The following is a 23,447-nucleotide window of genomic DNA, read 5'->3' as shown; positions in this document are numbered from 1 at the left end:
TCGTGCCGGATACGATGGGGCCGCCGGGTTATCCGATGCGTTGGGGTATTCGCATCAAACATGGTCGTATGATCAAGTCAAATGACGATGAAAAGTTATCATCATGTCCCACCAGGGTCGATCATGGTTAACCCGTTCGCTTTCCGAATGATTCGGCCGGTGTACGACACGAGCCGATGGATGTGTCGGAAAGAGGGACAAGGCCATCCGCTGAACGCGGTGCGAAGGATCGGTCGCGGCGGCCGGCGTGCATGTGCGACGGCGGCGCCGTGTCGAATGGAAAGGAAGGATTGCCCATCCGGTTCGGTCAGTGATCGACCGGAGCCGGATGGGAGGAGGCGAAGGCGAGGGGGGCCAGCCGGGGGGAATCGGGAGGCTAGTCGAGAGAACGGGGGAAAACCGGGGCGGAGTCGTTCAAGTGCGCGTCGGCTTCCGCCAGACAACCGCGATCCGCAGGGCCGTCGTGCGCATCAGGCGAACACATCGGCAACATACCGGCCATGCTCGCGCTCCATCGTGTCGATCCATGCGCCCGCGTTCTCGTCGTTCTCGCCGGTTGCATCCTGGTAGATCCGACCGAGCGTGGCCCGCACGGCCGGAGCCATGTTCTTGCCGTCCCCGCAGACATAGACGGTCGCGCCTTGAGCGAACAGCGCGGCGACTTTCTCGCGCTCGAGCCATACCTTGTCTTGAACGAAGCGAGCGCCTTGCTCCGGGCGGTTCGAATAGGCCGGCATCACGTCGACCACACCGCGGTTCGCCCACTCGTCGAGCTCGTCGCGATAGAGAAAGTCGACGTCCGGGTCGTCGATCCCGAAGAACAGCAACGACGGGCCGACGTTCTCTCCCCGCTCTTTCTGTAGCGCACGCTCTTGCAGAAAGCCGCGGAACGGGGCGATACCGGAACCCGCGCAAATCATGATCATCGGAAGACCCGGTTCGGCCGGTGGCCGAAAGCGCGCATTCGACGGCCGGACCGCAACGGACACACCGTCCCCCGCGTCGAGTCGCGCGAGATACGACGACGCGACCCCCTCGTGGCGGCCGTTGCCCGAGAGCGCGGGGGCATCGACCACGGCGACCGTCAGTGTCACGTGATCCGCTTTCCAGAGCGGCGACGACGAGATCGAATACTGGCGTGCTTTCAGCGCGGGCAGCATGTCGAGGAACTTGTCGAACGGCAAATCGACGGACCCGAAGCGTTCGAGCAGATCGATGACGGTGGTTCGCTTTTCCAGAATCTCGCATTCGAACGCGCCGGCCCCCAGGCGCTCGAGCTCGACTTTCTCTGGTGGGCAGCGCGTGGCGGCGGCCAGCGTCGATACCTGCGAGCGGGTGGCCGGCACGCCAAGTTCGACGTAGCTCGACAACAGCTCGCCGCAACCGATGGCCTGGCCGAGCGGCAGGCGGGGATTGCTCGATGCCCCTTCGATGACCACCTGCGTGTCCCAGCTCAACCGGAATCGGCGCAATACCCGATCGACGTTGCGTTTCGCGTTGCGGGGCAGAACGGCCAGGTAATCGCCGGCGCGATAGGTCATCGTTTCCGGCAGCTTCAGTTCGATGTGCTTCTTCGAGCGGCTTCCCGGCGCGCTAATATTTACCAGCTCTCGATTGTCGGTCACGATTGCGAGCGTCATGGCGTCAACGCTGAGCAATTTCTCGCGAACGTTATCGAGGAAGTTGACGCTGAGTGCGGGATGGCCATTTTGCGCAACCGGCGCTTCCTTCCCGAAGCTGATCGCAAAGCGGTTCCAGAGCTCGGCATACCATCGGTCGAACTCGCCAAAGAAGTCCCCGCCCGAATCGAGCTCGCCGCGGGCGTGAACGCGCGTGGCGCCCGCTTTCTCGAAGGCTTCGTCGACCCGCTTCGGAATCGCCTGATACGTTCTTGCCCACTGCTTGTTGCCGCATCCAAGCACGGCGAACTTGACGCCGTCCAGCGCGCCTGGGCCCATCGCCTCGATATATGGCAGAAACGCTCTCGCGTTGTCCGGCGGCTGGCCTTCGTAGGAAGCCGTGACGACAACGATGGCGGGGAACCCGTCGATTTTTCCCGCGAACGCATCGAGCGGGGCGCAGGTGGCATGAAAGCCGTGGCGGCCTGCGTCGCCTGCGATGCGCCGAGCAAACGACTCCGACGAACCCGTGTTCCCGCCAAACAGCACAAGCATCTTCGACGCGTCGTTGTCGGCGATCGACGTAGCGTGGTCGACGCTCGGGCGTTGGGCGCTCGCGTGGACGCGAAGCGTGTCGCTCGACACCTTGCGCGCACTTCGCGCGCGCGGCCGCACGTTGATACGCAGACCGGTGGGCTTGAGCGTGAGGGTTTCGGCGACTTTCAGCTCATAGTCCGGATCGGCAAAGGAGAAGTCGAATCGCTGAAGCAGCATGATCAGAACGAGGTGGGCTTCCTGCATCGCAAACGGCCGGCCGATGCAGGCGCGCGCACCATTGCCGAACGGTTTCCACGCGTTCGGCGGCAGCTTTTCCGCATGCTCCGGTGCAAATCGCTCCGGACGAAACGCCTCGACGTCGTCGCCCCAGACGCTGGTATCGCGATGCAGCATCGGCGTCAGGATCATGATGATGTCGTCAGGAGAAACGGCATATTTCCCGCCGAACGTGGTGTCGGCGAGCGGCGTGACGGCGAAGGCCGGGGCCGTCGGCCAGATCCGCAACGTTTCCATCAGGATCTGCTCGATGTAGCGCAGTCGCGCCAGATGCTCGATCCGCGGGGTGTCGTTGCCGACGACCTCGTCGACCATGCTCCGTGCTCGTTGCAGTACGTCCGGGTTCTTGAGGAGGAAATAGGTGGCAAAGGACAGGAGCCCGCTCGTCGTCTCGTGCCCCGCGATCAGGAACGTGATCATCTGGAAGACGATATTCTCGTCATCGAGCTTTTCTCCCGTCACGGGATCGACGCCGTTCAGCATCCGGTCCAGCAGGTCCATCGCTTCTTCGTTGTCGTGCGGATGCTTGCGCCGGTCTTCGATCATCCGGGTCGCGAGCGATCGCATGACCTCGATATCCGCGTCGAACTTCCGGCTCCGGTTAACCATCAGTTTCGACACCAGCTTCGGCCGCAACTCGCGCTTGCCGGCCTCGCTGAGCGTGTTGACCATGGCGTCCACGAACGGATGCTGGTCTTCGCGGTAGAAGCTGTTGAAACGGCAGTCGAACGCACACAGCGCGATCGTATCGAGTGTCAGGCGCGTCATGTGATCGGACACATCGACAGCCGTCTCGGGGCCGAATCGTTCCCAGTAGAGAAACATTTGATCGGCGATGTCGACCATCTTGTCGAACATCGACCAGATGCTGAGAGGCCCGAATGACTGCATCAGCACACGATGCGCCTTTGCCCAGTTCGGTTCATCGCCGAATGCCGTGAACAGCCCATCGCCGATCGCCGGTCTCAGTTCGAGCAGGGACTGGTGCACGGACTTCTGAAACCTGCTTTCGTCGCACACCTCATCGACGAGTGCTTGCCCGCTGACGACGTAGTAACCTTGTCCGAACACCTCGAACCAGTAGACCGGCCCGTACGTTCGCGCGAGGTCCATCATCTTGGCGAGCGGCGATGGCCCGATGACTTCCATCAGGTGACCGATGATGGGCTTCAGCGGCGGTTGCGGGACGAGGGCAGAGGATTTCATTTCAATAACCTTTCACGAGGACATGTCGAAGCGTCGCATCTCAATCTATTGAACGAATGTAAAATAGACAAAAGGACGTGTCCAGATTTTTTTATGCCACCTGACGTAAGCCCTAATCCCGCCGATCCTCGCTTTCAGCGCAGTTACGATGCCCTCGTCCGGGCCGTGACGGAACTGCTCGACGAGGCGCCGTTGAGCAAGCTCAGCATCGCTCAACTGGTGCAGCGTGCAGGCGTCGCTCGCCCCACTTTCTATCAGCACTTCCCGGACCTTCAGGCTGCCGCTCAGCGGGCGGCGCTGGTGAGGCTCGAGAACGCATTCGCGTTCGTCGAGGAGCAGGGCAAGCTGCTGAATCCGTCGAACGTCGCGTTCATCAAGTCGATGGAAGTGGAAACGGCGCTGATCCTCCAGCATTTGCAGGCCCATCAGTCTTTCTATCTGACCGTATTCAACGACGCGGCGACATCGGCTTTTTTCGATGATCTCGTGACGTTCGTCGCGGGCCGCATCCTTCCACCCTATGAAGGAATCCGAACGGAAGCGGAAGGGGATTGCCTGACCGTATTGGGCGGTGGCCTGGTCTGGACGGCGGTTCATTGGCTTCGCCAGGGCCCGACGCGCGAGCATCCGGAAGCAATGGCCAAGCGCATGGCCAGGACAGCGGCGACGATCCTCGACGCTTTCGATCTGACTCAAGGGTTCGCGCAGGCGGATTCAAATTAGCTGCGGCGGCGCGGGAAATCGACTCCACCGTTGGTTGAGCGCCGATTCGCCATGTGCGCGACGTGCAGCATCGTAGCTATCTGCAATTGGGGGGCTCACCTGGCGGGTGTCTGCGAGCGATGGTTGGCATCGGCTGCCTTCGGCCATTTGGTCTGCCAGTGGCCGACTTTCCAGCGATATCCCGCCATTTCCGATTCCGAACGACGGCCAGATCATGTCTGTCTGCCGTCTCGTTTCACGACCCGCATCGATGACCGCTTGATCGTCCCCATTGGGGATTAAAATGGCGCTTATCGATCGTAATGGTGACTTCATGGATTCATCGGTACCACGCCTGCTGGAAGTCGTCGATGCCGACAAGGCAACGCTGGACGCGGTTCGTCCGCTTCCGCCGCATACGCTTGCATCGCTACGCGAGAAGCTGATGCTGGAGTGGACGTATCATTCGAACGCGATCGAAGGCAACACGCTCACGCTGCGTGAAACGAAGGTCGTGCTCGAAGGCATCACCGTCGGCGGGAAGTCGCTGCGCGAGCATTTCGAGGTCACGAATCATCGCGACGCGATTTTCTATGTCGAGGAAATCGTCGCCAGGCAGGAGACGCTCTCCGAATGGCAGATCCGGAATATTCACGGGCTGGTGCTCAAAGGAATCGACGATGGCGAGGCCGGGCGTTATCGCCGCGAGAACGTCGTGATCGCCGGTGCAAGCACGACACCGCCGGATTTCCTGCATCTGCCGGCCGAGATGGCTGCACTCATCGAGTGGGATGCGCAGGCTGCGGCGATGCATCCTGTCGCGCGTGCCGCCGAATTGCACACGCGGTTCGTGAAGATCCATCCGTTCGTCGATGGAAACGGGCGAACGGGGCGGCTGTTGCTCAATTTCGAGTTGATGAAGTCCGGCTATCCGCCCGCGATCCTTCGGAAGGAAGATCGACTGGCTTACTACGACGCACTGGACGAAGCCTGTATGACCGGCGACTACAGCGGCATTACGCGCCTCGTGGCCGAGTCCGTCCTGCGTGCGCTCGATGTCTACCTCGCAGTACTCGGGCTGCGCACGCAAGGTTAGTTCGACTCCGGCTGCCTTCCGCCAACACGGAATCCAGTCAACCGCCGCATGCGCCATCCCGCTTCCCGCGCCAACGCACGCACCATGAAAAAGGCCCGCTTTCCGCGGGCCTCATGCAATCAGCAATTGCCTTTCTTCGCCTGTCCGGGCGGGCAGAACCCGTTGCCCGGGCCGCCCTGCGGCGCGACGACGACCGGCGGACCCGGAACGTATGCGACGCATCCACCGAGTGCGCCCACCACGCTCGCCGCGGCGAGCAGTGCGATCACCCCTTTCTTCACTTCGTTCTCCCGTTATTGAGGAAAGGGCCGCGAGGCCCTTTCGTTGAATGCTGCCGACGTGTCCGTCAGAAGCTGAAGTTGACGTTCGACTGGCTCGTCGTGGCGTTGACGTTCGTCGATTGCGTTGCGCCCGATGCCGCATCCGCCTCGATCGTATATTGTGCCGCGGCAGCCGGCGATGCAGCCAGCGCGACCGGCAGCGAGCCGGAGTACGTACCGACGATCGGTGCGGCCGTGGGCACGTTCAGCGCATAGGCGCCGGTGTCCATGTTCGCGTTGATCGACGTGATCTCGTACGCGCGGGCATCGACCGTCTGCAATGCCCGAACCAACGCGTCGGCGCTTGCCGTCACCGTGCCGCTGACCGAGCTCATCGTCGAGGCCGGCAGCGTGATCGGCGCGTTCGACGCCGACACGGCGGTGGTCGTGTTCACCACGACCGGCACCGTGCGCACGATGCCCGACGCGAAGTTGTTCTGCACGATCACGACGTCGTAGTTACCTTGCGTCGAACTCTGGATCAACGGCGACAGCACGAACTTCCCGGTGCTGTCGGCGACGGTGCCCCTCACCACCTTGCCACCCTGTTCCGCATACACGGTCGCGCCGGCTTCGGCTGGTGCGACATAGCCGGAGATCGCGCCGCTCACGACGGTCGGGATCGCGGTGACGACCGGCTTCAGCGCATACGTGCCGTTGCCGCGCTGAACGATCGACTTGCACGCGTTGAAGTCGAGCACGAGGTCGACGAGCGTGTTCGCTTGCACCGTGAATGGCTGGATGATCTTGTAGCCGCTTTGCGTCGCGCTCGGCGTTGCAAGCGCCTGCTCGGTGCCGCCGGTCGGAACGACCGAGTTCGCGAGGCTGTTGCCCTGGTTCGGCGCGAGAACGAGGCGGATCTGCTGATACTGGCCGGCCGGCAGCGCGGTCTGGCCGATATCGGCGAGGACGCCGTTGGTCAGCGACAGCAGGTCGATCTTGCGCGGTGTCGCCAGCGTGATCGTCGACCAGCCGGCATCGTTATCGGAAGCATTCGTATTCGCATTGACGCGAACCTGCGAGACGGTCACGTAGATATGGTCGAATCCGCATGACGGCGCATCGGTCATCGCGACATGCAGCGTGCCGGTCTGCGCGCCGCCATCGTCGCCGCCGCCGCAACCTGCCAGCGCAAACGGCACCATGGCCGCGCACAGTGCGGCCTTCCAGAAATGGTTGTTCATGATTTTGCCCCCTCCAATCTGATTGTGGATGCAACCAAGCATAGCGGCCGGGAATGCCCAAAGTGTGGACAGGTTTGAAACGAACCGTAAATTGTGCGTCGGAGCGTAAGGAGTGCTGCCGGCCGGTTGCGAATGGCGATGCAACAGGGGAAAGCTGCTTGGAGAGCAGCCGAATTTTCGCCATTCATCTGACGAAACGGAGCGAGCCGCGACGCCGCGCGACGCCGTCCGATTGCGTTCGCGAAAAACTTGATGGGGAAAAGCACCGAACCCGTTTGAATTTTTTCCTCGCTATAGTCTAGGCACGGACGGTAGGTGCACGTGCGATGCGCCGATACCGCTCAGGCAATAACCGTAGACGGGTGCTGTATGAAAAACACAATCGAAAAGACCACCGGACCGGTGTGGGGTGTGGCGGCAGGGGTATTCCTGGCTGCCGCAGGACTGAGTCTCGGCATCTTCCCGAAATCGCTGAACAGCGCGGGAACCGCAAACGACTTCATTGCATCCGGCGTCGCGATGATGGGTATCTTCCTCGTCGTCTATTCCACGCACGAACTGCGAAGAAAGCGCCTGCACTGAGTGCCGGCACGCCGGCCGATCCGTCCGGCACGTTCAAGGCCGACCACCGGCTCAGGAACGCGCGCGCCCGTCGGCGGAGCCGCGATCGACCAACAGATCGTCGACGATGATTTCGCCGGCCGCCCGGCCTGCGCGCAACGCATTGAGCGTGCTGCCGAACAGGCGGCCGCCATCGTCCGCGAGGCGGACCGGCGCGAGCAGACGCGGCGCGCTGCCGGCCGTGCGCACCTGCACGACCGCGACGAACCCGAACCGTAGCGTGTCGGGCGGTGGCGCGTGGTCGCGCGGTTTGTCGAGCCGGAATTCGCAGCGGACGTCGATGGTGTATCCGCGGTAGGTGTACGCACTGTTCATCTGCAGCTCGCTCGGAAGGGAACGCGACGACGGACCGTGGGCGCATCATATCGGCTCGTGCGAGCCGCTGGGGGTGGGGTGTCTACCTACTTGAGGAGTTCGTGCCGGTAGACGAGCTCGACGATGCGCTTCGTCGGAATGCTCGCGCGCACGCCATCGACGCTGTCGATGCGAAACCACTTGCACTTCTGGATCTCGTTGCTCGCTTGCGGCGTCTGGTCCGGGCCGACTTCGGCGAAGAACACGTGATGGACCTTCGCGAGCCCGGTGAACTGCATCGAGTAGACGAGATCCTGGCCGGTGATGCCCGTCTCTTCCTGCAATTCCCGATGCGCGGCTTCGAGCGGCGTTTCTCCGCGCTTGATCGTGCCGCCCGGCAGCGCCCAGCGCGATGTCGCGCGCGCCACGAGCAGGACCTGTTCATCGCGGTAGCAGACGATCGTCGCCCGTTCCTTGATCGGGACGGCACTGGCTTCCGGCGGCTTCGTGGAGAGGGGAGCTTGGGGCATGGACCGATTCTAGCGAGTGTCTAGCGCCCGGCCAAGCCGGAGCATCGAGCGCGACGCGGCCCGCCCGCCGGGTCGCGTCGTCATGGAGCCGCCAGCGTTACTTCTGTTCCGGCAAGAACCAGTTCATCACGAGCGCACAGATGCCGCCCGTGGCGACCCCCGATTCCAGCACGTTCTTCAGTGCATGCGGCAGGCTGTTCAGAATGTCCGGCACCTGCGACACGCCGAGGCCGAGCGCGAGCGACACCGCGATGATCAGCAGCGCGCGGCGATCGAGCTGGATGCCGGACAGGATGTTGATGCCCGACGCGGCCACCGCGCCGAACATCACCATCGCCGCACCGCCGAGCACGGGCTCCGGCACGGCCTGCAGCGCGCCCGCGACGACCGGGAACAGGCCGAGCACCACGAGCATGCCGGCGATCCAGATGCCGACGTGGCGGCTCGCGACGCCGGTGATCTGGATCACGCCGTTGTTCTGCGCGAAGACCGAGCTCGGGAACGTGTTGAACACGCCGGCCAGCAGCGAGTTCGCGCCGTTCACGAGCACGCCGCCCTTGATTCGCCGCATCCACACCGGCCCTTCGACCGGCTCCTTCGAGATCTTGCTGGTGGCGGTGACGTCACCGATCGCTTCGAGCGACGTGACGAGGTAGATGATCAGCATCGGCACGAACAGCGACCATGAGAAGCCAATGCCGAAGTGCAGCGGCGTCGGGACCTGGAACAGCGCGGCCTGATGCACGCCGGTGAAGTCGAGGCGGCCGAGCACGGCGGCCGCCGCATAGCCGATCACGAGGGCGATCACGAGCGCGGTGCTGCGCACCCACACGATCGGCACGCGGTTCAGCAGGATGATCGTGCCGAGCACGACACCCGACAGCGTCAGGTTCTGCGCGCTCGCGAACGTGCCGTTGGCCATCGCGCCGTAGCCGCCGCCCATGCTGATGAGGCCGACCTTGATCAGCGTGAGGCCGATCAGCAGCACGACGATGCCGGTGACGAGCGGCGTGATCAGGCGCTTCACGAACGGCAGGATGCGCGACACGGCCATCTCGACGAACGAACCGGCGATCACGACGCCGAAGATCGCGGCCATCACGGTCTCGACCGGCGTGCCCTGCTTGACCATCACGCTGCCGCCGGCGATCAGCGGGCCGACGAAGTTGAAGCTGGTGCCCTGCACGATCAGCAGGCCGGCGCCGAGCGGGCCGAAGCGCTTGCACTGCACGAAGGTGGCGATGCCGGAAATCACGAGCGACATCGACACGATGAGCGTGGTGTCCCGGCTCGATACGCCGAGCGCCTGGCAGATCAGCAGGCCGGGTGTGACGATCGGCACGATGATCGCCAGCAGGTGCTGCAGCGCGGCGACGAAGGCGACCATCGGCGCGGGCCGGTCATTGGGGCCATAGACGAGGTCGTGCGACGGATCGGCGTCGGCGGCGCCGGGGGAGGCGGATCGGGCGGGGGAAGCGGGTTGCATGGCGAGCGGGCCGGACAAGGTGGAAAGTGCGGCATTTTAGCCGATGGCCCCTGCTGCGCGGCCCGGGCGCGATGCAGGGGTCGGGAGGCGGGAAGGCGGCACCGGATGCGTGCCGCCAAGCACGCGGCGGCGAGCTTGTGGATCGTCGGCTGGCCGCTGCCTGCGTCGAGAGCGTTTCGCGCGGCTCGCGGCGCTTCAGCCGACGCCGCGCGGTTTCGTGCCGCGCGCCGGCGCGCGTGGGGCGCGGGCCGCCGGATACGCGCGCCGGCACACGTCGATGACGGCATCGCGCAGACGGCGATGGACGGGGTCGCCGTGCATGCGCGGATGCCATAGCGCGGAGATCAGAATTTCGGGCAGCCGGACCGGTATCGCGAAGCTGCGCAGCCCGAGTGCGTCCACGAGCCCCGGCGTGAACGCGTTGCCGAGGCTCGAGCGCGGCACGAGCGCAATCAGGTCGGTGCCGGCCGCGACGCGCATCGCATCGGGATAGCCGGGCACCACGACCTGCACGGTAGGGGCGACGGCGGGCGTGTCGGCCGCATCGTTCGTCGGGCCGCCGAAGTCGCCGAGTTGCGCGGAGATCACATGACGGCAGGCCGCGTAGCGCGCGGGCGTGATTCTGGCCGCCGCGAACAGCGGATGTCCGGCGCGTGCCACCGCGACGTGCGAGTCGTGAAAGAGCTCGCGCGTGTGCAGCTCGGGGGCGTCGTCGCCGCGCTTGCCGATTTCCAGGTCGACCGTGCCGTCGCGCAGCGGCCCCGGATCGCGGTCGGGCTTGGGGACGAAACGCACGCGCACGCCGGGGGCGATGTCGCCGATCGCGGCGACCACCGGGCCGGCGAGCATGTCCATGAACGATGCGGCCGCGCGGATGGTGAACGTGGACGACAGCGTCGTCATGTCGATGTCGGCCGTGGCCGGCCGAAGCACGGCACGCGCATCGACCGCGACGGCATGCACGCGATCGCGCAGTGCCGCCGCGTGCGGCGTCGGCACGAGCTTGCGTCCGGCGCGCACGAGCAGGGGATCGCCGGTCGCGGTGCGCAGCCGCGTGAGCGTGCGGCTCATCGCGGAGGTGCTCAGTCCGAGCCGGCGCGCGGCCCCGGTCACGCTCCCTTCGGTGAGCAGCACGTCGAGCGCGGTGACGAGATTCAGGTCGATGTCTTCCATCCGGACAGCATACGACATCGCGCGAAGTGACATGGCGTTTGATGCAACCATGGATTGAATTCGGTGCGTCTGGTGCATCCGATGGTGCGCGCCTATAGTGGCCGGATCACGGACTTCGGCAAAGGGGGAACCCATGCAATCGACTGAATCGAACTCCAGCGCACCCTCGATCCTGCTCGTCGCGGCCTCGCGCGGCCTCGGGCTCGCGATGGCGGAGCAATTCCTGAACAAGGGCTGGCATGTCACCGGCACCGTCCGCGCCGGATCGGGGCGCACGAAGCTGCATGCGCTCGCCGAGCGCTTCGGCGAACGGCTCGAGATCGACACGCTCGACATCTGCGAGCCGGACCAACTGGCTGCGTTGCGCGCGCGCCTGTCGGGCCGGCGCTTCGACATGCTGTTCGTGAATGCCGGCACGACCAACGATCCGAACGAAACGATCGGCGAAGTCACGACGGACGAGTTCGTGCGCGTGATGATCACGAACGCGCTCGCGCCGATGCGCGTGATCGAGGCGTTGCAGGATCTCGTGCCCGAAGGCGGCCTGATAGGCGCGATGTCGTCGGGGCAGGGCAGTGTCGCGAACAACGTGAGCGGCATGCGCGAGGTCTACCGCGGCAGCAAGGCCGCGCTGAACCAGTTCATGCGCAGCTTCGCGGCGCGCCAGGCCGCGACGCCGCGCGCGATGGTGCTGATGGCGCCGGGCTGGGTTCGGACGGAACTCGGCGGCCCCGATGCGCGACTGACGATCGACGAAAGCGTGCCGAGCCTCGTCAACGTGCTGATCGGCAAGCAGCGGCGCGCGGGGCTCGAGTACCTCGATTACCAGGGGCGCACGGTGCCGTGGTAGTGGCCGACGCGCTGCGCATGCCGCGCCGATTCAATACAATGCGACGTCGAGGTGCTGGCGCCGTGTCGGGCAGCCGGGCGCCCCGTTCGATGAGCGGTATCGACCGGCGACCGCGCATCGTGGAATGACGTCCCGCCCTGACGGGCCGCTGGCGAATACGGAGCGCAGCATGAACGAACCCTACCTGCAGGTCATCGCCCATTTCTTCGCGAAACCCGGCAACGGCGACCGCGTGATCGAACTGCTCGCGGAACTCGCGCCGCTCACGCGCGCCGAGCCGCAAAACCTCGACTACGCGTACTTCCGCTCGCCGGTCGAACCTGACCACATCGTGATCCTCGAGCGTTACCGCGAAGCCGACGGCCTCGACGTGCATCGGGAAACGCCGCATTTCCAGCGGATCGGTGTCGGCGCGATCATTCCGTTGCTCGATCGCCGCGACGTGACGTGCTACATGGTGCAGCCGGACACCGGCACGGCGACGCCACCGGGAGGCACCCGATGAACCCGTTTCAATTCCGTACCGTTCCGACGCAGATCGTCGAATTCGGCGCCGCGCGCCGGCTCGGCGCGGTGTTGCGCGAACGCTTTCCGACGCTCGCGCGACTGTGCGTCGTCACCGACGCGTTCCTGCATCGCAGCGGCGTGCTCGCGCCCGCACTGGCGAGCCTCGCCGCGCACGGCTGGCAGGTGACCGTGATCGACGACGTGATCGCCGATCCGCCCGAACACGTGGTGCTGGACGCGACCGCGCGGGCGGTGGCGGCCGACGCGGAGATCGTGCTCGGCCTCGGCGGCGGTTCGTCGATGGACGTCGCGAAACTGATCGCCGCGCTCGCACCGGGGCGGCAGGCGCTGGCCGACATGTACGGCGTCGACAAGGTCGCAACGTCGCGGCTGCCGCTCGTGCAGATGCCGACCACGGCCGGCACCGGCTCCGAAGTGACGGCGGTGTCGATCGTCACGGTCGGCGAGGCGCGCAAGATGGGCGTCGTGTCGCCGCACCTGTTCGCGGATGTCGCGATCCTCGACGCCGAGCTGACACTCGGGCTGCCGCGCGCCGCAACGGCCGCGACCGGCATCGACGCGATGGTGCATGCGATCGAGGCCTATACGTCGTCGCGGCTGAAGAATCCGGTGTCCGACATGCTGGCCGTGCAGGCGTTGACGCTGCTGTCGCGCAACCTGCTGAAGGCGTGCGACGACGGCGGCGATCGCCACGCGCGCGAAGCGATGCTGGTTGGCGCGATGTTTGCCGGCCAGGCCTTCGCGAATGCACCAGTCGCGGCCGTGCATGCGCTGGCCTATCCGGTCGGCGGCATTTTTCATGTGCCGCACGGGTTGTCGAACGCGCTCGTGCTGCCGCATGTGCTGCGCTTCAACGCATCGGCCGCCGCGTCGCTGTATGCGGAGCTCGCGGCGATCGTCGCGCCGTCGGCGACGGGCAGCGACGAAGCGAGGACGCACGCGCTGATCGACGAGATCGATCGGCTGATCGTCGCGACGGGCATCCCGCGCACGCTGCGCGAGGTCGGCATCGGCGAGAGCGACCTGCCGCGCATGGCGTCGGATGCGATGTTGCAGACGCGCCTGCTTGTGAACAATCCGCGCGAGGTGACGGAAGCCGACGCGCTGGCGATCTATCGGCACGCGTGGTGATCTGTGCGCGTGATTGCGCGACGGTCGGCGGCGTAACGCCACCGGCCGCTGCTGTTTCTGATCGCGATCCTTGCAGGTCGATTCGGGTTCGCCGTCGGGCTTGCGAGGTGGCACATGCGAGCATCGGCGTCGTGAATGGAAATCGCCTTCGCTCGATCGACAGGAGACGACATGACGCAACGGGACGAAACGGCGCGCACGCGATGCGTCGCGTGGCAGATCGCGCAGACTTGGCAAGCGGGCGAATGGTGCCGGCTCGTCGAGACGCGTGACGGCGTCGATCTGTCGGGAGCGGTCGCGGGCGCGATCGACGGCACGCCGTTTCGCGTCGACTATGCGATCGCGTGCGGCGCCGACTGGCTGACGCGTTCCGTGCGCGTGACGCACTGGCTCGGCGCGGCGCCGTCAACGCAACTCGAGATCGAATGCGACGCGGGGCGCTGGACGATCGACGGCGCCGACGCGCCGGCACTCGCGGGCGCGACCGACATCGATCTCGGCTTCAGTCCATCGACCAATACGCTGCCGATCCGGCGTCTCGGGCTGGCGGTCGGCGCATCGGCCGTCATCCACACCGCGTGGCTGCGTTTTCCGGCGTTCGAGATCGTGCGTGGCGAGCAGCGCTATTCACGCACGGCGGAACGCGTGTACCGCTACGAGAGCGGCACGTATGCGGCCGACATCGCGGTGGACGATGCGGGCCTCGTCACCGATTACGACGAATGGCGGCGGATCGGCGCGACGCATTCGCCGTAACGCGTCGCAGCGACGGGGCGTCAGCGCGCGTTGGCGACCGTTACCTTGCCGGGAATCAGCTTCAGCGTGCTGAACGCGTCGGCGATCTTCTGCTGATACGCGAGCGTCGCATCGGTGATGGGCTGCACACCGTAGCCGGCCCGCTTGAGCGCGATTTCGAGCGTCGGCGCGTCGAGGCCGACGAGCGGCGACAGTTGCGCGGCGACTTCCGGAACATTGTCGCGTCCCCAGCGGTCGACCGCGTCGACTTCGTCGAGCAGCGTGCGCAGCACCTGCGGTTGCGCGGCTGCATATTTGCGCGCGGCGAGGTAGTACTGCGTGTTGCGCACGAGCCCGTCGCCGTTCGCGACCACGCGCGCGCCGAGCTGCCGTTCGGCGGCCGCCAGATACGGATCCCAGATCACCCACGCGTCGACGCTGCGCTGCACGAATGCGGCGCGCGCATCGGCGGGCGTCAGGTAGACCGGCTGGATGTCGGCATACGTGAGGCCCGCGTGTTCGAGCGCCTTCACGAGCAGGTAGTGGACGTTCGAACCCTTGTTGAACGCGACCTTCTTGCCGCGCAGCTGCGCGACGGTGCGAATCGGTGAATCGGGCAGCACGACGATCGCCTCGCCGTGCGGCGCGGGCGGTTCGTTGCCGATATAGACGAAATCGACCCCGGCGGCCTGCGCGAAGATCGGCGGCGTCTCGCCGACCGTGCCGACGTCGATCGCGCCGGCGTTCAGCCCCTCGAGCAATTGCGGGCCGGCCGGGAACTCGAGCCACTGCACCGCCACGCCCTGGCTCGCGAGCCGTTTCTCGAGCGTGCCGCGCGCCTTGAGCACGACGAAGTTGCCGTATTTCTGGAAGCCGATGCGCAGCCGCTTGTCGCTGCCCTGGGCCCGTGCGGGCAGGCCCGCGAGCGGGCCGAGCGCGAGCCCGGCCAGGCCGGCGGCCGCGCCGTGCAGCCAGTGGCGGCGGCGCGGGTTGGCCGGGTTCGTTTCAAGGTCGGCGTGCGGTGTGTCGTTCATCGAGGCGTCCTGCTGGCGGGTTCACGGGGCGCGCGGGCGGGCGGCGCGATCGGCACGGGAGCACGGGACGCAGCCGTTGCGGGCGATGCGCATGGCCGGCCCGCGCCGGATTCAGGACGATACGGCCGCGCGGGCCGGCCGCCAACCAACGAATCCGCATATGCAAATCAGCGGCCGGACGATACGTAAACGACGGGGCGGCAGCACGCCGCCGCGCTCAATCGGTGCCGAGCGGGCTTTCCTCGATCGCGTCGACGCGGTCCGGATAGAACGCGAGATGCGAGCGAATCGATTCGACGGCCGGATTCGGATGCTCGTACGTCCACACCGCGTTGGTCGCGCGTTCGCCGCCGGCGGGGATCGAGTAGTACGCGCAATCGCCCTTGTACGGGCAGTACGTCGCATGGTCGGTACGTTGCAGCAGCGACATGTCGGCATCCTCGCGCGGAATGTAGAGCACCACCGGATAGCTGGCCTCGCGCAGTGCCAGCGCGCGGCGCGTGTCGGCGACGGTCTTGCCGGCCACCTTGACCACGACGCGCGACGGATGCGGCTCGATCGTGATCGGATGATCGGGGCCCGGCGACTTCACGGGACGAGAGGGCGTATCGGGGCTGATCGACATCGTGGGTCCTCCAGGAAGGGGCGGCGCGCCGGCAGCGCGCCGTGCCGGAACGTGCGCGCCGGGCGGATCCCCGCGCGCCGGTGCCGGCGTCGGCCAACCGATACGATGCGCCAATTCCGGAGAACCTGCAGAGGGCCGGAAGGCGGCGCGCGGCGGTGCACGAACTGCGGTGACGCACGGCGTGGCGCGCGAGGTCGGCTGAAATGTCCGCGGCGCTCGCATGGACAATCTGATGCGGCGGCAGCGGGATGCATCCGCCGCGATAAGCAACGCGGAATTAATTGGTAAGCGATCGGCGGGCGGCGCGCGAAGATCGGCGGTCGTCATTCGCATGACCGTCCTGTCCGAGCCACCATGAAGATTCCATTCGTCTCATCCGCCGCGCGTCGTGCGCGGCATCCATCCGTTGCCATCGTGACGTTGCGCGCCATGGCCGCGTCGCTGCTGCTCGCCGGCGGGTTCACGCACGCGTTCGCGGCGCCGGCCGGCAAGACGCTCGTGTACTGCAGCGAAGGCAGCCCGGCCGGCTTTGATCCGGGCCAGCACACGACCAGCACCGATTTCGACGCGAGCACGTACACGATCTACAACGGGCTCGTGCAGTTCAAGCGCGGCACGCTCGATCTCGTCCCGTCGCTCGCGACGAGTTGGGACGTGTCGTCCGACCAGCGCGTCTACACGTTCCACCTGCGGCGCGGCGTGAAGTTCCAGACGACCGCGTGGTTCAAGCCGACGCGTCCGTTCCAGGCCGACGACGTCGTGTTCACGTTCGGCCGGATGCTCGACGCCGACAGTCCGTTTCGCAAGGCGTACCCGGTCAGCTTCCCGTACTTCAGCGATCTCGGTTTCGACCGCAACATCGAGCGCATCGAAAAGGTCGACGACGACACGGTGCGCTTCGTGCTGAAGTCGCCCGACGTCGTGTTCGTGCGCAATCTCGCGATGGCGTTCGCGTCGATCCTGTCAGCCGAATATGCGTCGCAGCTGGCCGCGCGCCACCGCGAGGCCGACATCAACCAACTCCCGGTCGGCACCGGGCCGTTCCAGCTGCGTGCGTACCAGAAGGACGCGGTGATCCGTTACGACGCGAACCCCGACTACTGGAAGCCGGACGACGTGAAGCTCGCGCATCTCGTGTTCGCGATCACGCCCGATCCGGCCGCACGCCTGCAGAAGCTCACGGCCGGCGAGTGCCAGGTGTCGGTGTTCCCGCGGCCCGCCGATCTCGAGACGGTGCGGCGCGATCCGAAATTGACGCTGTTTTCGGGGACCGGGTTCAACGTCGGCTTCGTCGCGTACAACACGCAGCATCCGCCGCTCGATCGCGTCGACGTGCGGCGCGCGCTCGACATCGCGATCGACAAGACGGCGATCATCAAGACTGTGTTCAACGGCGACGCGTCGATCGCGACGAACCCGATGCCGCCCGCGCAATGGTCGTACAACCCGCGGCTGAAGGACGCGCCGCGCGATCCGGCGGCCGCGAAGGCGCTCCTCGCGCAGGCGGGATTTCCGAACGGCTTCGACCTGACGCTGTGGGCGATGCCGGTGCAGCGCCCGTACAACCCGAACGCGCAGCTGATGGCGCAACTGATCCAGCAGGACTGGGCGAAGATCGGCGTGCGCGCGAAGATCGTCAGCTACGAATGGGGCGAATACAACCGCCGCGCGAAACGCGACGGGCAGCACGACGCGATCCTGTACGGCTGGTCGGGCGACAACGGCGACCCCGACAACTGGCTCGGCACGCTGCTCGGTTGCGATGCGGTGCACGGGAGCAATCTCGCGAAGTGGTGCAACGCGGATTTCGAGCGGCTCGTTAGCGCTGCGCGCACGAACGCGGACGTCGCGAAACGCACGTCGCTTTACGAGCAGGCGCAGGTGGTGTTCAAGGATCAGGTGCCGTTCACGCCGATCGCGACGTCGATCGTGTCGCTGCCGATTTCGAAGCGCGTGCACGGGGTGACGTTCTCGCCGCTCGGCGGGCATCGGTTCGATGGGGTGTGGCTGGAGTGAAGCGGGGGAGCCGGCGCGCGTGGGGCGCGCCGGCCCGTGGCGGGAGGCGCGTAGCCGGATTGTCCTGTCAGAAATGCAGGAATGCCGAAAGCCGCGCCAGACACCGCACGCCGCGCACGGCGCGCAGCGCCTGTCACTGCAATGTCACTCCCGGCCCCTTCAGCAAGACGCTACGGCGGCCGTCGATCCCCACCGGCACGTCGCCATGAACAGTCGCGCGCCGCACGACGCGGCGCGCATCGCCGTAATCGTTGATCGCATAGTGCTGCGTCGCGCGGTTGTCCCAGATCGCGACGTCGCCTTGCTGCCAGCGCCAGCGCACGGTGTTCTCGAGGCGCGTCACATGTTCGTGCAGCACCTGCAGCAGATGCGCGGAGTCCTGCGACGACAGCCCCTTGATCTTCTGCACGAAATGCCCGAGCACGAGCGTGCGCTCGCCGGTCTCCGGATGCACACGCACGACCGGATGCTCGGTTTCGTAGACGGTCGACGTGAACACTTCGCGGTAGCGTTTCAGTTGCGTGTCGTCGGCGTGCACGTGCGTCGACGCATAGTCGTAGGCGTTCGTGTGCAGCGCCCACAGCGTGTCGGCGAGTGCGCGCAGCGGCTCCGGCAGGTGCGCATACGCGGTCGCCGTATTGGCCCACACCGTGTCGCCGCCGAACGGCGGAATCACGACCGCGCGCAGGATCGACACCTTCGGATACGCGTCGACGAACGTCACGTCGGTGTGCCAAGAGTTGGCGCGCGCGCCGTGCGCGGAATCGAGTTCGAGCAGTTGCGCGCTGCCGTCCGCCGGCGGCACGGTCGGATGCGCGACGGTGTCGCCGAAGCGACGCGCGAATGCTTCCTGCGCGGCGTCGTCGAGATGGTCCTGGTTGCGGAAGAACAGCACCTTGTGGCGGAGCAGCGCGGCCTGGATCGCGTCGAACGTCGCGTCGTCGAGCGTGCTCGACAGCCGGACGCCGGCGATCTCGGCGCCGATCCGGCCGGCGACCTGGCGCAGCTGAAGCGGGGCGGCGGCCGTGTGCGGCGCGGCGGCGTGCGAAGCATGCGATGACGGGTGAGCGGCATGCTGGACGTCGGACATCGGGAGTCTCCTGGGTCGGGTCGGTCGGGTCTCCATTCAAGCAGGGGCCGCGCGAAACCGGAACCGATGAATCGTCACAACCTTAGTGCGCGTCGTGACGATCGATATGTGTCGTCGTGCTGAGCGATGCGCGCGCGGTATCCGGGAATCCGATCGGCATGCGAAATGCGGAATATTTTCCCTGTCAAATCGGCGGGCACGAAAAGATTGCCGAAAAGCGAGCGCGAATGGCCGGTTTCAAATTTGCCGGGGCGACTCCGATGAATTTGGAAAAAACGGCAAAAAATATCGAATCATCGGCCAACGCAATGATGCGTACCATCGTTGACATTCTTACATCGCGCCCCGACAGGCCTTGCGTTGCGGGCGGGAAAGCGGTAAGCGGTGTGCCCGTATTTCATTGTTGAAGGGCGCCGTCCATAAATACACTCCGACGCTAAATAATTTGAAATCCCCCAAAAAATTATCTATACACTAGACGAAACGGCGTGATTCGCATCGTCTCAAATGCGGCCACGCAACAAAACGCGCGAAGTGCGGCAAATCAGTTGCCATACCCGCGCGTTGCAGCGATCGAAAGGATTCCGGGGGATGCGAACGGCACGATGCACGGGCCGCCGCATGAATCGTGAATGGGCGAACGCCATGCGCCGCCACCGAAGCAACGCAGCGTCTTTACATTCAAGGTCGATCACCGGCCCCGTCACACGGAGGGAGTCATGCTGCAATACGTCAAGTCCTTGTTGCGCGATGAACGGGGCGTCAGTTCGCTCGAATACGCAGTGCTGGCCGGCATCATCGTCGTCGCACTCGCGGCGGTCGGCACGTACCTGAGCGGTACATCAGGCCTGCAGGCCATATTCACATCGCTGATCAACAAGGTCAGCTCACTGATCTGATCTCCTGAACCCGCGCGCCGCCGACGAATACACGGATCCGCAGCGGTACGACGTATCCAGCCGGGGCGCACCGACGGACGGCTCTCCGATGCTCTATCTCGTACAGCTGACGGCCACGCTCGTGCTGGTGTCGATCGCGATGCAGGACCTGCGCGAGCGGCGCGTGTCCAATCGCGCGGTGCTGGCGTTCGCGATGCTGTACGTGATCGCGGCGGCGCTCGTGCGCGAAGGGCTTGCGCCATTCGCCGGCCACGTCGCGACCGCCGCGGCGATGCTGGTGATGTTCGGCGCGCTGCGTCACGCGGGCTGGCTCGGCGGCGGCGACGTGAAGCTGGCCGCGGCGGTATTCCTGTGGGCCGGCCCGCCGCTCGCGTTGCCGGTGCTGACGATCGTCGGCGCGAGCGGCGCCGCGTGCGGCCTCGCGATGCTCGCTGGCGTCGCACGGCAGCGTCGCGTCGCGCCTGCGCACCCGATGGTGACGCGCGGCGTGCCGTACGGCGTCGCGCTTGCGTTCGGCGGCGCGCTGGCCGTCTGGGCGCCGTTTCCTCACGCACTTTCGCTTACCTAGCCAGGGGACGCGCGCCGCCATGCCCAAACCCCTGAGAATGGCCGTGCTGATCATCGCCGCCGGCATCGGTGCGTTCATCCTGCGCCAACTGTATGTTTCCGCGTCGACACCTCCGCCGCCCGGTAACACGGCCGACGTACGCGTGCGGGTCGCCGCGGCGGACCTTCCCGAAGGACTGCTGCTGCGCGACAACGATCTCGCATGGAAACCCATGGCGCGCGCGCAGGTGCCGGCCGGCGCGTTCGTCGAATCGCAACCGGGCGCGGACCTGAAGGGCGCGCTGCTGCGCAGCCGCGTCGAAGCGGGCGCGCCGATCCGCGCGGACAACGTGATTTCGGCGGGCGCGCCGGATTTTCTCGCCGCCGCGCTGCAGCCCGGCATGCGCGCGATCTCGGTGCCGGTCGACGACGTGTCGGGCAACGCGGGGCTGATCCAGCCGGGCGACTTCGTCGACGTGGTGCTCACGCAGCAGATCGGCGGCTCCGCGACGACGCCCGGCACGTTCGAAGCGGAGACGGTCGTGCGGCGCGCGCGCGTGCTCGCGGTCGGCTCGGAATTCCAGCGCGCGAAGGGGGGGCCCGCGAGCGCGCCGGACGCGCCGGTCCGCGCGCGCACGGTCACGCTCGAGGTTGCGCCGCGCACCGCGCAGGTCGTGCTGGTCGCGACGCGCCTCGGTTCGCTGTCGCTCGCACTGCGCAGCTTCGCGACGAGCGACCGCCGCCAGGCGGCGGGCGGCGACGAACAGGAGCCCGATACGCCGCCGGTATGGGCCGGTGACGTATCGCGCGCGGCCCGCGAAGCGGCGCGTGCGCCGGCTGCGCGGACGGATACTGGCACGCGCCCGGCGCAAGGCAACACGGTCGTGATCTATCGCGGCTCGTCGGTCGACGATGGATCGCGCGCCGGCGGCACCGGCACGCCGGGCGTGCCGCCGCTGCCGGCCGGTTGGCCGGGCACGCCTGTTGCACCGGTTGCGCCGGCCGCACCCGTGGGCGGCAATGCGACGGCGGACGCGGCGACGCAAGCGCCGCGGACCACGACGGTGCAGTGATGCAGTGAAGAATCGGGCCGGCCGCCCGGCGGCCGGCCACTGACGGGAAAACGCATGGTGCGCATGGTTCGTTGGATCGCTTTCTGGTGTCTGGCCTGCATCGTCGCGCCGGGCGTCGCGCTCGCGCAGCGCGCGCACGCGGCGGACGCCGGCGCGCCGTTGTCGATCGCGACCGGCAAGGGCGAGATGCTGTCGCTGTCCGAACCCGCGACCGCGATGTTCGTCGCGGATCCGAGCATCGCCGACATCCAGGTGCCGTCGCCGCGCACCGTGTTCGTGTTCGGCAAGAAGGCCGGCACCACCACGCTGATCGCGCTTGGCGCGAACCATCGTCCGATCCTGCGCCGCACGGTGATCGTGCAGGTCGACACCGCGTCGCTGCAGACGGTGCTCGACAGCCGCTTTCCGCAATTGAAGCTGGCGGTGTCCGGCGCGCCGGGCTCGCTGATGGTGTCGGGCAAGGTGCCGAGCGCGGCCGACGCGGACGCCGTGATGCAGTCGCTCGCGCCCTACCTGAACGACAAGGAAAGGATCGTCAATCGGCTCACCCTGTCGCGCCCGATCCAGGTGAACCTGCGCGTGCGCGTGACCGAGGTGAGCCGCAACGTCACGCAGCAGCTCGGCATCAACTGGAGCTCGCTCGGCGCGGCCGGCAATTTCATCGGCGGGCTGTTCAACGGGCGCACGCTGATGGATCCGACGAACAGGCTGTTCAACCTGTCGCCGACCGGCGCGTACTCGGTGCTCGGCGGCTTCCACACGGGGCGCTGGTCGATCGACGTCGTGCTCGACGCGCTCGACCAGGAAGGCCTGATCACGATGCTCGCGGAGCCGAACCTGACCGCGATGTCCGGCCAGACCGCGAGCTTCCTCGCGGGTGGCGAGATTCCGATTCCGGTCGCGCAGGCCGGCAACACGACCGGCGCGATCACGGTCGAGTTCAAGCCGTTCGGCGTGTCGCTCGATTTCACGCCGACCGTGCTCGCCGACAACCGGATCAGCCTGAAGGTGCGTCCGGAAGTGAGCGAGGTCGACGCGAACAACAGCGTGACGACCGGCGGCGTGACGGTGCCGGGGCTCACCGTGCGGCGCGTCGAGACGACGGTCGAGCTGTCGAGCGGGCAGAGCTTCGCGATCGGCGGGCTGCTGCAGAGCCAGACGGCCAATACCGTGTCGCAGATTCCTGGGCTCGGCCGGCTGCCGATCATCGGCCGGCTGTTTTCGTCGAAGAACTTCCAGGACAACAAGACCGAGGTCGTCGTGATCGTGACGCCGTACATCGTGCAGCCGACCGGCCCCGGCCAGCTCGAACAGGCGCTCGACACCGTCGCCCGGCCGAGCAGCGATCTCGAGTTCGCGGTGCAGCGCAATCTTGGGCTCGATCTGATGTCGGGCGAAACGCCGCGCCCCGTCGGCGCCGCGGGCTTCGTGTATTGACCGGAGGAGCGCGCATGCGGGTTCGAACCATTGTTTTCGCTTTGCTGGCGCCCGCGCTTGCAGGCTGCCTGTCGGCGCCGCCGCCGATCAACCTGCCGGATGCACGCGCGATCGGCTTCGACGGCGTGCGCGCGGTGCCGCCCGACTGCGCGGCGCTGATGCAGCCGTCGCATCTCGTCGACGCGGGCTTCGGGCGGCCCGGCGTGCCGTTCGGCTGCGCGACCTACACGAATCTCGCGACGATGCTCGCGCGGCCGGAAGACCTCGTCGCGCCCATCCCATACGGCGGCGCGGACGCGCAAGTCGCGGCCGACGCGGTGCGCCGCTACGTCGAGGATCGCGTGAAGCAGCCGACCCCCGGCAAGACGCTGACGACGACCGGCTCGCCCGGCCATTGACCCGCTCCGGATGACATCGC

The 23,447-nt window shown here is 66.4% G+C and carries 25 protein-coding genes; 15 read left to right on the top strand and 10 right to left on the bottom strand.

Annotation, left to right across the window (positions count from 1 at the left end; all coding sequences use genetic code 11):
- Positions 1-470: 470 nt before the first annotated feature.
- Positions 471-3,659, bottom strand: a complete 3,189-nt coding sequence (locus SB771_RS01310) for a cytochrome P450 (RefSeq protein ID WP_175705233.1) — start codon at positions 3,657-3,659, stop codon at positions 471-473.
- 165 nt (positions 3,660-3,824) lie between these two features.
- Here SB771_RS01310 and SB771_RS01305 point away from each other — a divergent pair, with 165 nt between their 5' ends.
- Positions 3,825-4,382, top strand: coding sequence for a TetR/AcrR family transcriptional regulator (locus SB771_RS01305; protein ID WP_229082086.1), 558 nt, complete (start codon positions 3,825-3,827; stop codon positions 4,380-4,382).
- Between the two features lie 313 nt (positions 4,383-4,695).
- Positions 4,696-5,457, top strand: a complete 762-nt coding sequence (locus tag SB771_RS01300) for a Fic family protein (protein ID WP_175659764.1) — start codon at positions 4,696-4,698, stop codon at positions 5,455-5,457.
- Between the two features lie 119 nt (positions 5,458-5,576).
- On the opposite strand, the gene SB771_RS01295 is transcribed toward SB771_RS01300, so the two are convergent.
- Entirely contained in the window at positions 5,577-5,738 is a 162-nt protein-coding gene (locus tag SB771_RS01295) for a hypothetical protein (protein ID WP_006753550.1), read from the bottom strand.
- A 65-nt stretch (positions 5,739-5,803) separates the two neighbouring features.
- Complete coding sequence (locus tag SB771_RS01290; RefSeq protein WP_175655040.1) at positions 5,804-6,961, bottom strand: DUF4382 domain-containing protein; 1,158 nt, start codon at positions 6,959-6,961, stop codon at positions 5,804-5,806.
- Between the two features lie 369 nt (positions 6,962-7,330).
- Here SB771_RS01290 and SB771_RS01285 point away from each other — a divergent pair, with 369 nt between their 5' ends.
- The gene (locus tag SB771_RS01285; RefSeq protein ID WP_175655039.1) at positions 7,331-7,543 is read left to right on the top strand and encodes a hypothetical protein; all 213 of its coding nucleotides are present in this window, start codon (positions 7,331-7,333) and stop codon (positions 7,541-7,543) included.
- A 51-nt stretch (positions 7,544-7,594) separates the two neighbouring features.
- Here the strand turns inward: SB771_RS01285 and SB771_RS01280 are convergent, their stop codons facing one another.
- From SB771_RS01280 to SB771_RS01265, 4 genes are all read right to left on the bottom strand, one after another.
- A complete protein-coding gene (locus tag SB771_RS01280) occupies positions 7,595-7,897 on the bottom strand; it encodes a hydrogenase maturation factor (RefSeq protein ID WP_165752829.1) in 303 nt (100 codons plus the stop codon).
- An 86-nt stretch (positions 7,898-7,983) separates the two neighbouring features.
- Entirely contained in the window at positions 7,984-8,406 is a 423-nt protein-coding gene (locus SB771_RS01275; RefSeq protein WP_105831456.1) for an NUDIX hydrolase, read from the bottom strand.
- A gap of 97 nt (positions 8,407-8,503) precedes the next feature.
- Complete coding sequence (locus tag SB771_RS01270) at positions 8,504-9,892, bottom strand: nucleobase:cation symporter-2 family protein (protein ID WP_175659499.1); 1,389 nt, start codon at positions 9,890-9,892, stop codon at positions 8,504-8,506.
- A 195-nt stretch (positions 9,893-10,087) separates the two neighbouring features.
- Positions 10,088-11,065, bottom strand: a complete 978-nt coding sequence (locus SB771_RS01265) for a LysR family transcriptional regulator (protein ID WP_175659763.1) — start codon at positions 11,063-11,065, stop codon at positions 10,088-10,090.
- 133 nt (positions 11,066-11,198) lie between these two features.
- Between SB771_RS01265 and SB771_RS01260 the strand changes: the two genes are divergently transcribed.
- The 4 genes from SB771_RS01260 to SB771_RS01245 all read left to right on the top strand — a co-directional run bounded on the left by SB771_RS01260 (position 11,199) and on the right by SB771_RS01245 (position 14,330).
- Positions 11,199-11,915, top strand: a complete 717-nt coding sequence (locus SB771_RS01260) for an SDR family oxidoreductase (RefSeq protein WP_175659498.1) — start codon at positions 11,199-11,201, stop codon at positions 11,913-11,915.
- A 169-nt stretch (positions 11,916-12,084) separates the two neighbouring features.
- Positions 12,085-12,420 carry a putative quinol monooxygenase gene (locus SB771_RS01255; RefSeq protein WP_011658438.1) on the top strand — a complete coding sequence of 112 codons (336 nt, stop codon included), beginning with the start codon at positions 12,085-12,087 and terminating at the stop codon, positions 12,418-12,420.
- Positions 12,417-13,574 carry an iron-containing alcohol dehydrogenase gene (locus tag SB771_RS01250; RefSeq protein ID WP_175659497.1) on the top strand — a complete coding sequence of 386 codons (1,158 nt, stop codon included), beginning with the start codon at positions 12,417-12,419 and terminating at the stop codon, positions 13,572-13,574. Before SB771_RS01255 ends, SB771_RS01250 begins: the two co-directional genes overlap by 4 nt.
- Positions 13,575-13,745: 171 nt before the next feature.
- Positions 13,746-14,330, top strand: coding sequence for a putative glycolipid-binding domain-containing protein (locus SB771_RS01245; RefSeq protein ID WP_175659496.1), 585 nt, complete (start codon positions 13,746-13,748; stop codon positions 14,328-14,330).
- Between the two features lie 20 nt (positions 14,331-14,350).
- Here the strand turns inward: SB771_RS01245 and SB771_RS01240 are convergent, their stop codons facing one another.
- Together SB771_RS01240 and SB771_RS01235 are read right to left on the bottom strand one after the other, a co-directional pair.
- The gene (locus tag SB771_RS01240; RefSeq protein ID WP_175705234.1) at positions 14,351-15,343 is read right to left on the bottom strand and encodes a sulfonate ABC transporter substrate-binding protein; all 993 of its coding nucleotides are present in this window, start codon (positions 15,341-15,343) and stop codon (positions 14,351-14,353) included.
- Between the two features lie 217 nt (positions 15,344-15,560).
- Entirely contained in the window at positions 15,561-15,968 is a 408-nt protein-coding gene (locus SB771_RS01235; RefSeq protein WP_175659494.1) for a DUF427 domain-containing protein, read from the bottom strand.
- Positions 15,969-16,188: 220 nt separating this feature from the next.
- Here SB771_RS01235 and SB771_RS01230 point away from each other — a divergent pair, with 220 nt between their 5' ends.
- Both SB771_RS01230 and SB771_RS01225 read left to right on the top strand, forming a co-directional pair.
- Positions 16,189-16,326: a hypothetical protein gene (locus tag SB771_RS01230; protein ID WP_175705235.1), complete on the top strand. Its 138-nt coding sequence runs from the start codon at positions 16,189-16,191 to the stop codon at positions 16,324-16,326.
- Entirely contained in the window at positions 16,323-17,984 is a 1,662-nt protein-coding gene (locus SB771_RS01225) for an ABC transporter substrate-binding protein (RefSeq protein ID WP_175659493.1), read from the top strand. The genes SB771_RS01230 and SB771_RS01225 overlap by 4 nt, the downstream gene beginning before the upstream one ends.
- Before the next feature lie 133 nt (positions 17,985-18,117).
- Here the strand turns inward: SB771_RS01225 and SB771_RS01220 are convergent, their stop codons facing one another.
- A complete protein-coding gene (locus SB771_RS01220; RefSeq protein WP_165752838.1) occupies positions 18,118-19,074 on the bottom strand; it encodes a TauD/TfdA dioxygenase family protein in 957 nt (318 codons plus the stop codon).
- 116 nt (positions 19,075-19,190) lie between these two features.
- On the opposite strand from SB771_RS01220, the gene SB771_RS01215 reads away from it, so the two are divergent.
- The 6 genes from SB771_RS01215 to SB771_RS01190 all read left to right on the top strand — a co-directional run bounded on the left by SB771_RS01215 (position 19,191) and on the right by SB771_RS01190 (position 23,427).
- Positions 19,191-19,481: a hypothetical protein gene (locus SB771_RS01215; protein WP_175659492.1), complete on the top strand. Its 291-nt coding sequence runs from the start codon at positions 19,191-19,193 to the stop codon at positions 19,479-19,481.
- Between the two features lie 312 nt (positions 19,482-19,793).
- Entirely contained in the window at positions 19,794-19,973 is a 180-nt protein-coding gene (locus SB771_RS01210) for a Flp family type IVb pilin (protein WP_011658445.1), read from the top strand.
- 88 nt (positions 19,974-20,061) lie between these two features.
- Complete coding sequence (locus SB771_RS01205) at positions 20,062-20,541, top strand: prepilin peptidase (protein ID WP_175659491.1); 480 nt, start codon at positions 20,062-20,064, stop codon at positions 20,539-20,541.
- A gap of 19 nt (positions 20,542-20,560) precedes the next feature.
- Positions 20,561-21,592 carry a Flp pilus assembly protein CpaB gene (cpaB, locus tag SB771_RS01200; protein ID WP_175659490.1) on the top strand — a complete coding sequence of 344 codons (1,032 nt, stop codon included), beginning with the start codon at positions 20,561-20,563 and terminating at the stop codon, positions 21,590-21,592.
- 54 nt (positions 21,593-21,646) lie between these two features.
- Positions 21,647-23,029, top strand: coding sequence for a type II and III secretion system protein family protein (locus SB771_RS01195; RefSeq protein ID WP_126225147.1), 1,383 nt, complete (start codon positions 21,647-21,649; stop codon positions 23,027-23,029).
- Between the two features lie 14 nt (positions 23,030-23,043).
- Entirely contained in the window at positions 23,044-23,427 is a 384-nt protein-coding gene (locus SB771_RS01190) for a CpaD family pilus assembly lipoprotein (RefSeq protein ID WP_011658449.1), read from the top strand.
- Positions 23,428-23,447 lie beyond the last annotated feature (20 nt).

The organism is Burkholderia sp. SIMBA_051 (assembly GCF_046534915.1).
Classification (GTDB): Bacteria; Pseudomonadota; Gammaproteobacteria; order Burkholderiales; family Burkholderiaceae; genus Burkholderia; species Burkholderia ambifaria.
The sequence above is the reverse complement of the archived record's forward strand: the minus strand, read 5'-3'. Positions and strand labels throughout refer to the sequence as shown.

Bases quoted from the DNA above. Each gene is read 5' to 3' on its own strand.
- SB771_RS01195 (WP_126225147.1), top strand. From the start codon at position 21,647: ATGGTGCGCATGGTTCGTTGGATCGCTTTCTGGTGTCTGGCCTGCATC.
- SB771_RS01300 (WP_175659764.1), top strand. From the start codon at position 4,696: ATGGATTCATCGGTACCACGCCTGCTGGAAGTCGTCGATGCCGACAAG.
- SB771_RS01250 (WP_175659497.1), top strand. From the start codon at position 12,417: ATGAACCCGTTTCAATTCCGTACCGTTCCGACGCAGATCGTCGAATTC.
- SB771_RS01275 (WP_105831456.1), bottom strand. From the start codon at position 8,406: ATGCCCCAAGCTCCCCTCTCCACGAAGCCGCCGGAAGCCAGTGCCGTC.
- SB771_RS01245 (WP_175659496.1), top strand. From the start codon at position 13,746: ATGACGCAACGGGACGAAACGGCGCGCACGCGATGCGTCGCGTGGCAG.
- SB771_RS01225 (WP_175659493.1), top strand. From the start codon at position 16,323: ATGAAGATTCCATTCGTCTCATCCGCCGCGCGTCGTGCGCGGCATCCA.
- SB771_RS01240 (WP_175705234.1), bottom strand. From the start codon at position 15,343: ATGAACGACACACCGCACGCCGACCTTGAAACGAACCCGGCCAACCCG.
- SB771_RS01270 (WP_175659499.1), bottom strand. From the start codon at position 9,892: ATGCAACCCGCTTCCCCCGCCCGATCCGCCTCCCCCGGCGCCGCCGAC.
- SB771_RS01255 (WP_011658438.1), top strand. From the start codon at position 12,085: ATGAACGAACCCTACCTGCAGGTCATCGCCCATTTCTTCGCGAAACCC.
- SB771_RS01290 (WP_175655040.1), bottom strand. From the start codon at position 6,961: ATGAACAACCATTTCTGGAAGGCCGCACTGTGCGCGGCCATGGTGCCG.
- SB771_RS01260 (WP_175659498.1), top strand. From the start codon at position 11,199: ATGCAATCGACTGAATCGAACTCCAGCGCACCCTCGATCCTGCTCGTC.
- SB771_RS01310 (WP_175705233.1), bottom strand. From the start codon at position 3,659: ATGAAATCCTCTGCCCTCGTCCCGCAACCGCCGCTGAAGCCCATCATC.
- SB771_RS01285 (WP_175655039.1), top strand. From the start codon at position 7,331: ATGAAAAACACAATCGAAAAGACCACCGGACCGGTGTGGGGTGTGGCG.
- SB771_RS01190 (WP_011658449.1), top strand. From the start codon at position 23,044: ATGCGGGTTCGAACCATTGTTTTCGCTTTGCTGGCGCCCGCGCTTGCA.
- SB771_RS01220 (WP_165752838.1), bottom strand. From the start codon at position 19,074: ATGTCCGACGTCCAGCATGCCGCTCACCCGTCATCGCATGCTTCGCAC.
- cpaB (WP_175659490.1), top strand. From the start codon at position 20,561: ATGCCCAAACCCCTGAGAATGGCCGTGCTGATCATCGCCGCCGGCATC.
- SB771_RS01280 (WP_165752829.1), bottom strand. From the start codon at position 7,897: ATGAACAGTGCGTACACCTACCGCGGATACACCATCGACGTCCGCTGC.
- SB771_RS01230 (WP_175705235.1), top strand. From the start codon at position 16,189: ATGGACAATCTGATGCGGCGGCAGCGGGATGCATCCGCCGCGATAAGC.
- SB771_RS01205 (WP_175659491.1), top strand. From the start codon at position 20,062: ATGCTCTATCTCGTACAGCTGACGGCCACGCTCGTGCTGGTGTCGATC.
- SB771_RS01210 (WP_011658445.1), top strand. From the start codon at position 19,794: ATGCTGCAATACGTCAAGTCCTTGTTGCGCGATGAACGGGGCGTCAGT.
- SB771_RS01265 (WP_175659763.1), bottom strand. From the start codon at position 11,065: ATGGAAGACATCGACCTGAATCTCGTCACCGCGCTCGACGTGCTGCTC.
- SB771_RS01235 (WP_175659494.1), bottom strand. From the start codon at position 15,968: ATGTCGATCAGCCCCGATACGCCCTCTCGTCCCGTGAAGTCGCCGGGC.